Below are 8493 nucleotides of genomic sequence, written 5' to 3'. Positions count from 1 at the left end.
AATCTCGCTCGACTTGCATGTGTTAAGCACGCCGCCAGCGTTCGTCCTGAGCCAGGATCAAACTCTCTAAATAAATTGCTGGCTTGTTACATTTTATTACTTTAATGTTGCTTGTCTTAAAGACTCGCAACTAATTTGCTTGGGTTTGTGTGCACTATTCTATTTTCAAATACCTTGTTCAATACTCAGCTTGTCTCTTTCGAGTCAGCTTTTATAGCTTACTTTATTTTGCTTCTTTTGTCAACTACTTTTTTAAATTTCTTTTTCGTTGTCGACTTTTGTAATTTATCGTCGTTTCTGGCGACTTTTACTATTATAAGGACCTTTCGTCCTTTTGTCAATGACTTTTTTAAAATTTCCATTTGATTGACGTTCCACTGTGATACTGCTTGCGTGGAGTTATTATTATATGACGTTCCGGGAGGAATGTCAAATGGAAATTTTAGGTGGTCAGGTGGTCGGGTGGTCAGCAAAAACATCTCTTAGGTCGGGCTCTGAGGGTCTAAGCTCCTTCTCTTCGCTCAGGCTGACAACAAAAAGGGCTCCTAGGGAGCCTTTATGCAGGAAGACGAGGATGTCGTCCCCTACGAACTACGAAGTCAGAGATGAGAAGTGAAAAGTGAAAGTTTCTCTTGCTTATCGCAAGTTAAAATTTGCGTTTCGCACTAACGTTTTACCTGACCACCTTACCACCTGACCACCTGACCACCTGTTTTTTACACTCCCGGCTTCATCGTTGGAAATAGAATGACGTCTCTAATGCTTCTTTGATCTGTAAAGAGCATAATTAATCGGTCTATCCCTATTCCTAACCCTCCTGTTGGAGGTAGTCCGACTTCTAGGGCGTTGATAAAGTCTTCGTCATATGGATGGGCTTCGTCGTCTCCGCTATTTTTCTTTTCTACCTGTGCAACAAATCTCTCTTTTTGATCGATTGGATCATTTAATTCAGAGAATGCATTGGCAAATTCTTTCCCATTGATGAAAAGTTCAAATCTCTCAGTATATCTTGGATCTGAATAATCCTTTTTAGCCAATGGTGATATTTCTATTGGATGATGGGTTACGAAGGTAGGTTGAATAAGCTTTTCCTCTACGTATTGTTCAAAGGCAATATTAATCAAATCACCTATCCTGTCATTCTTAGTGTATTCTAGTTTTAAATCATCAGCCTTTTTGTAAGCTTCTTCAATATCTACTATGCTATCAAAATCTACACCTGTATGTTCCTTTACTAAATCTACCATACGAGCTCTTCTAAATGGAGCTTTTAAGCTGATTTCTCTTTCTTGATAAATTACACTGTCTTTATTGTATAGCTTTGTCACAAGGTAATGAAAGAGTTCCTCTACCATTTTCATAACATCTTCATAATTAGCATATGCCTCATATGTTTCAAGCATTGTAAATTCAGGATTATGGGTTGCATCCATCCCTTCATTTCGAAACACTCTGCTCATCTCGTATACTTTATCAAAACCGCCTACAATTAACCTCTTTAATGGCAATTCTAAAGCAATTCTCAAATACATAGGTATATCTAGTGCATTATGATGAGTCATAAACGGCCTAGCAGATGCTCCTCCTGCTAGATTTGATAATACAGGTGTCTCTACCTCTAAGAATCCCCTATCATCTAAAAAGTTTCGTATATTCTTTTGAATTAGAGATTTCATTACGAACACATCTTTTACTTCTCTGTTGACGATTAAGTCTACATATCTTTGTCGGTATCTCAAATCAGGATCTTTTAATCCATGAAATTTTTCAGGTAGTACTTGTAAGGACTTCGTAAGGAGAGTAAGTTCTTTAACTCTTATTGATATTTGACCAGTCTTTGTCTTGAAAGCTTCCCCTTTCACACCTACAATATCTCCAATGTCTAGGGTTTTGATTTCAGCATAAGCTTCTTCTCCTAGAGTGTCTTTCTTAAGAAACATTTGGATTCTTCCTACACTATCTTGTAAGTCATAAAAACTTACTTTTCCTTGTCCTCTTTTAGACATAACTCTACCAGCTATTGAAACCATCTTTTCTTCATACTCTTCAAAATGATCTTCTATATTCTTCGAATTATTGTCAACATGGTATTTTGTAATGCGAAAAGGATCTTTTCCTTTTTCTTGCAAGTCACTTAACTTATCTCTTCTAACCTGTAATACTTCACTTAAATTTTCATTTGTATCTTGTGACAAACTGAATCCTCCTTCTTACTTCTTGTTGATTTCTAGCACCTCAAAAGTAATGTCTCCATCTGGTACTGCTACTACGACTTTATCCCCAATTTCTTTACCAATAAGAGCTGCACCTACTGGAGATTCATTAGAAATTTTATCTTCCGCTGGATTTGCTTCTGACGAGCCTACAATATAGAAATCTATTATATCATCAAATTCTAAATCTTTCACCTTTACACAAGAACCTATGCTTACAACATCTGTAGCAATGTCTTCATCATCTATAACTTTAGCGATCTTTAGCTTATGTTCAATCTCTGCAATTTTACCTTCTGTAAAAGCCTGTTCATTCTTCGCTTCATCGTATTCAGCATTTTCACTAATATCGCCAAATTCTCTTGCTACTTTTATACGCTCTGCGATTTCTCTTCTTTTAACGGTTTTTAAATAGTCTAACTCTTCTTCTAATTTTTTTAACCCCTCATAGGTTAGTATATACTCCTTTTGTGCCATCATTATGCCCCTTTTCCTATTTTAAAATATAGTAATACATTTATTAAATCATTCATCTATTAATGTGTATTCATTTTCTACAATTTCTTGCTCTATGAGATCATAAATATTGTCTTCATTGTTCTGATTCTTAATACGAACCAAACTTTCGATAAGTTGAGGTGAGTATGCATTGTTTATAATGTTTAGCTTATTAAAAAACACAATATCATTTGAATACATACTAAGTTCACTGACAACCTTATACTCATCGCGTTTCTCATGTATTAAAAAAAGTGGGTCTATTACAATCCCCTTTTCACCTTTATTCTTCAATTTTTTCATTTGTATATTAGAACTAAGATTAATAAAGACATGCCAGTTTACCTTTAGACTTGTATAATCCTCATTAAAACCTATACTAATGCCTTGATGACTATATATGCGATCTAAAAACTCTTCATCCTTTTTTAAGTTTTTTCCTGTTAAAAAAATATAGTTTCCTTGGCTACTAATATATTCAATCATTTCTTTAACAATAGGACTGTATTCATCGATCGCTATAACGATCTCGGCTTCGTATATAGTCAAGTCAAAAATCTCTTTTAGGTACTTTTGCATAAACAAAGTACTAATATAAACTATCCCATATATCCCTGTTATTAATTTGTGATGTTGCAATTTACTTGTGTTTTGATTTTTAAGACCATCTCCTAAACAGATAAATTCAAGATGATTTTTCGTCATGTAATTTAATAACTTTTCCTGCAAAGCTGCGAAATTTACATTATTGGGAACAGATAATACATCCCCTATATAATGATTATCCTTGTCGAATATTTCGGATACCTTCATGACTTCATCTTTTATAATAGGTAGATTCAATTTAATTCTATTGAACCCCCCCGATAGCTGATAGAATCTCGTCTCTTTAGGATTAATAATATAACCAAATTTCTTCATAATATCCACTCACAGTTTTTTATTATCATATATATTCTATGAAATATTAAATTATTTCTATATTTCTGTGAGTTTCATATAGTTTATTAATAAATCTTTCACTTCTACACTAGACAAGGTTTGATTGATTTGATTTCTAATTTCAGCTGAGCCCTGTAGTCCCTTTGTATACCATCCAATGTGTTTTCTAATTTCACCCATAACAACTTTTTCAGGTTTTATCTCAAGTAGCATTTCCATATGTCTAATTGCAGTTTGGATTTTTTCTTGAGGTTTTGGACACTTTTCCGATTGATTTATGAGCATGGAAAATATCCAAGGGTTTCCTAGGGATCCCCTTCCAATCATTATACCATCACATTTTGTCGAATCAAGTAGACTTATTGCACTTTTATATGATTTTACATCTCCATTACCTATAACAGGAATCTGTAACTGTTCTTTTACCCTCTTGATGATGTCCCAATTGCTTTTTCCTGAGTAGAACTGCTCCCTTGTCCTTCCGTGAACAGTAACAGCATTTGCCCCAGCTTCTTCAATAATCTTTGCCACTTCTACAGCATTAATGTGGGCATCATCCCATCCTGAGCGAATTTTTACTGTTACAGGTATACGAGATTCCTTTGCCACTGCATATACGATTTCTCCCAATAATTCTGGGTTTTTCATTAGAGCAGAACCATCCCCATTCTTTACAATCTTTGGAGCAGGGCAACCTGCATTAATATCAACTAATGCGAAATTCATATCATTAATCTGCTCTTTGACGACTTTGGCCATAATCTTAGGATCACTTCCAAAAATCTGAATGCCAATGGGCTTTTCTTCGTCTAGAGTTTCTATGAGAGACCTTGTCTTCTTATCCCCATAATACAGTCCTTTTGCACTAATCATTTCAGTGTACATAAGAGAACAGCCTTGTTCTTTGCATAATAATCTAAAAGGCAGGTCTGTTACCCCTGCCATAGGTGCGAGTATATATTTATTGTCTAATTCCAAGTCTCCAATTTTCATGTCTCACCTCATCACAACGTGTAGCTAATAGCGACCAGCTGACAGCCATCAGTGCTCTAGGGTCAATCCTCACAGGTCAAGATCCTTCGCGTGCGCTCAAGGATGACGGGCAGTTACTAGGGATGGCTTCGCGGATCATTTATGTGCTGAAAGCACACTTTGACCCTAGTTACTGCTTTTGTCATCCTTGAGGAGCTTGCGACGAAGGGTTTTAAGACCCAAAAGGAATACCTATTACTGGAGGCTGAAAGCTGGCCGCTGGTGGCTACATCACTTGTTCTTATCGTAAATAACCTTAATACCTCTTAGCGAGAGTACAGGATCGTGTAAATCAATTGCATTTGTTTCTGGAATGATAATCTTTGCATAGCCACCGGTAGATATTACTCTAGCATCTGGACAACCAGTTTCTTCTTTCATTTTTTTTATGATGTATTCTACAAGCCCTATATATCCATATACTAAGCCTGCCTGCATACTATGAATAGTGTTTCTGCCTAGTATGCTCTTTGGTTTTATTATTTCAATATTAGGTAATTTTGCAGCCTTACTCCACAAAGCATCTGCTGAAATCTGAATACCTGGGGCGATTACTGCAGCGTTAAACACACCATCTTTTGTCACAAAGTCAAAAGTAGTAGCTGTCCCAAAGTCTATCACAATTGCAGGACCACCATATTGATAATAAGCTCCTACGATGTCACATATTTTATCAGCACCAACTTCTTTAGGATTCTCTGTTTGAATGGAAATTCCCGTTTTAGTTCCTGGTCCCACTATTATAGGCTCTGTTTTAAAGTATTTTCTTATACTATTTGTGAGTGAGTACATAATACCTGGTACAACGGAAGAGATTATAACTCCATTGATATCCTGCCTTTCAATATTATCATTTCGAAGCATTGAAATCATTGTTATGCCGTACTCATCAGAGCTTCTAGGAGTTCTCGTCATCATCCTCCAAGTACCTACAAGTTTGTCCCCATCAAAAATTCCTATTTCTATATTAGTATTCCCCACATCAATTGCCAATAACACCTCATGTCACTTCCTTTAATCTAGTGTGCTCGCTATTTTATCTTATTATAACGACTGTATGCACTATATATAATTGGTATAATGATTGCAGCAACAGTTAACTCTAGCAGACCGTTAGATAAGAAGATAGCCCCTAAAGCTACAACAAAACCTGCTCCTAGTATTCCCGTTACACCTTGTCCATAAAGTAAATATAATGAACCTATTACCAAAAGAGTATTCGTAAACATGCCAAATCCAGCGGCAATAGACGAACTCACGATTCTATTTACTTTTAATTTCCTATGTAATAAAGCAAAAACAAAAGCTGCTACTAAACCAATGCAAATTCTAGGAATAACCGAAACCAATGGATTAATAAAAAAAGGATCTAATGGCGAGTTTGGCATTAAGAGAGCTCTTAGCAAACTGGCTGTCCCTGCGCATAAACCCATAATAGCCCCCGATTTAAATCCATAAATTACTGCTGTCAATATGGTAGGCAAAAATAATAATACCGCTATATTTGCTGAAGCGGGATTAGGTACCATTGAAGTTAGAATAAAAACAATGGTTAGTGCTAGCATAACTCCCATAAAGGTGAGCTTGCTCGTCTCGTTTTTCTTATTCATTTTTCTTCCTCCTGTTCTCGTTCCTTTCGGATACAAGACATATTTTTAACGATAGTATAACAAATAATTAATCCTGTGACAACGATTTTATTTTAGGAAAAAGAAATGAATTACTGACAAATATACTAACACTTACCAACTTTTGGTTTTTACAATAATAGAAAAAATAACCATCCTTTAGAAAGGATGGTCATTCTATTACATATTCATTAATTCTTCAAATTCTGCTCGATTAATCGTCTCTTGCTCTAACAGTTTGTTTGTAATAAGCTCTAATTTACCCTTATTTGCTTCTAATATTGCTAAAGCTCTATCGTAACATTCGGCGATTATCGTTCTTATTTCTTTATCTATTGCAGCAGCAACCTCTTCACTGTAGTTTCTACCTCTAGATAGATCCTTGCCTATAAAAACTTCATTATGTTTGCTACCAAAGGTCATTGGTCCTAAGTAATCACTCATACCGTATTCAGTGACCATTTTTCTAGCTAAATCCGTAGCCCTTTCAATGTCGTTACTAGCACCTGTGCATATATCATCAAGAACAATTTTTTCTGCTGCTCTACCACCAAGAAGCCCTACAATGATCTCTAATAATTTCGTCTTTGACATATGCATCTTATCATCATCAGGTAGAGAGATGGTATAACCAGCAGCCATTCCTCGTGGTATGATGGATATTTCATGGACGGAGTCAGATGTAGGAAGATTTTTCATAACGATAGCATGACCTGCTTCGTGTACTGCAGTGATCTTTTTATCTTCTTCAGTTATAACTCGGCTTCTCTTTTCTGGTCCTGCAATAACCCTTTTTATGGCCTCTTCTAATTCTGTCATAGTGATTTTAGTCAATCTTTTTCTTGCAGCTAGTAAGGCGGCTTCATTCATAATATTCTCTAAATCTGCGCCTGTAAAACCTGGGGTTCCTTTAGCAATAACTCTTAAATCTACATCTTCTGCTAAAGGTTTATCTTTAACGTGAACACGCAAAATCTCTTCTCTGCCCTTAACATCTGGCGTTCCTACTACAATTTGTCTGTCAAATCGACCTGGCCTTAAAAGAGCTGGATCCAGAATATCTGGTCTGTTCGTAGCTGCTATCATGATAATGCCTTCATGATCTCCAAAACCATCCATCTCTACTAAAAGTTGATTCAATGTTTGTTCTCTTTCATCATGTCCTCCACCAAGGCCTGCACCTCTTTGACGACCTACCGCATCAATTTCATCTATGAAAATAATACAAGGAGAATTTTTCTTTGCTGTTTCAAATAGATCCCTTACTCTAGAAGCACCTACCCCTACAAACATTTCAACGAAGTCAGAACCGCTAATACTGAAAAAGGGCACTCCTGCCTCACCTGCTACAGCTCGTGCTAGCAAAGTTTTACCTGTTCCAGGAGGTCCCACTAAGAGAACACCTTTGGGAATACGGGCACCTAATTCTAAAAATCGCGCAGGGGACTTCAGAAAGTCTACAACTTCTTCAAGTTCTTCCTTTTCTTCATCTGCACCAGCAACATCTTTGAATGTTACTGATTTTTTCGACGGAGTGTGAAGTTTTGCCTTACTCTTTCCAAAGGACATAACCTTTCCACCGCCACTTCCTGATTGTTGTGTAAACATTAAGAAGAAAACAACCATAATAATGATTAGAAAGACAGATGGTAATATGGTAAACCACCATGGTGCCTGCTCTGGTTGTTTAAAGTCAGCTTTTACTGTACCACCTTCTTGTAAATAGTCATTTAGAAAAGTAGTAAAACTGCTAGGTAAAACTATCGATTGAAAGTCTTTGCCATCATTTAATTTGCCAGAAACAATATACTTATCAATATCTACTGTCAACTCACTTATGCTTTCATCTTCAATACCAGATAATAATTCAGAATATGTTAATGTAGTGGGAATGTTCTGGCCAGGTTTAATATTCGTTAGTAAAGTTGCTATTAAAATAAGCACTACTAAATAAAACCCTATCATCCTTAAATATTTATTCAAAGGCTCACGCTCCTTTCGTCAACAAAACATTTATTTGCCTATAAACTTATGATAGATAATGTATTCAATATGATTTATTATCTTTGTAAGATTTCCAAAATGTCATTTTACCATATATTTCATGAAAATACAACTACACGAGATAGCTATCTCTTTAGCTGCTAGTCATTAGTCACTAGCATTGAGGTATTCCTTTT

The 8493-nt window shown here is 35.9% G+C and carries 7 protein-coding genes and 1 rRNA gene; all 8 read right to left on the bottom strand.

The features are described 5' to 3' along the window. Nucleotides 1-73, bottom strand: a 16S ribosomal RNA gene (locus DES36_RS04620); the annotation flags it as partial. 643 nt (nt 74-716) lie between these two features. Beyond that, complete coding sequence (gene lysS / locus DES36_RS04610) at nt 717-2195, bottom strand: lysine--tRNA ligase (protein ID WP_113920048.1); 1479 nt, start codon at nt 2193-2195, stop codon at nt 717-719. Nucleotides 2196-2210: 15 nt separating this feature from the next. Next, on the bottom strand, nt 2211-2693 hold the full coding sequence (gene greA, locus DES36_RS04605; protein ID WP_170128173.1) for a transcription elongation factor GreA: 483 nt from the start codon (nt 2691-2693) through the stop codon (nt 2211-2213). A 45-nt stretch (nt 2694-2738) separates the two neighbouring features. Beyond that, the gene (locus DES36_RS04600; protein WP_113920046.1) at nt 2739-3632 is read right to left on the bottom strand and encodes a hypothetical protein; all 894 of its coding nucleotides are present in this window, start codon (nt 3630-3632) and stop codon (nt 2739-2741) included. Nucleotides 3633-3689: 57 nt separating this feature from the next. After that, entirely contained in the window at nt 3690-4646 is a 957-nt protein-coding gene (dusB, locus tag DES36_RS04595; protein WP_113920045.1) for a tRNA dihydrouridine synthase DusB, read from the bottom strand. Nucleotides 4647-4916: 270 nt separating this feature from the next. Then, the gene (locus tag DES36_RS04590) at nt 4917-5684 is read right to left on the bottom strand and encodes a type III pantothenate kinase (protein WP_113920044.1); all 768 of its coding nucleotides are present in this window, start codon (nt 5682-5684) and stop codon (nt 4917-4919) included. Nucleotides 5685-5716: 32 nt separating this feature from the next. Beyond that, nucleotides 5717-6295: an ECF transporter S component gene (locus DES36_RS04585; RefSeq protein WP_113920043.1), complete on the bottom strand. Its 579-nt coding sequence runs from the start codon at nt 6293-6295 to the stop codon at nt 5717-5719. Between the two features lie 198 nt (nt 6296-6493). Continuing rightward, on the bottom strand, nt 6494-8296 hold the full coding sequence (ftsH, locus tag DES36_RS04580; protein WP_423230748.1) for an ATP-dependent zinc metalloprotease FtsH: 1803 nt from the start codon (nt 8294-8296) through the stop codon (nt 6494-6496). Nucleotides 8297-8493 lie beyond the last annotated feature (197 nt).

It is taken from the genome of Alkalibaculum bacchi (assembly GCF_003317055.1).
In the GTDB taxonomy this organism is placed as follows: Bacteria; Bacillota; Clostridia; order Eubacteriales; family Alkalibacteraceae; genus Alkalibaculum; species Alkalibaculum bacchi.
This window is presented reverse-complemented; position numbering and strand designations above follow the sequence as displayed.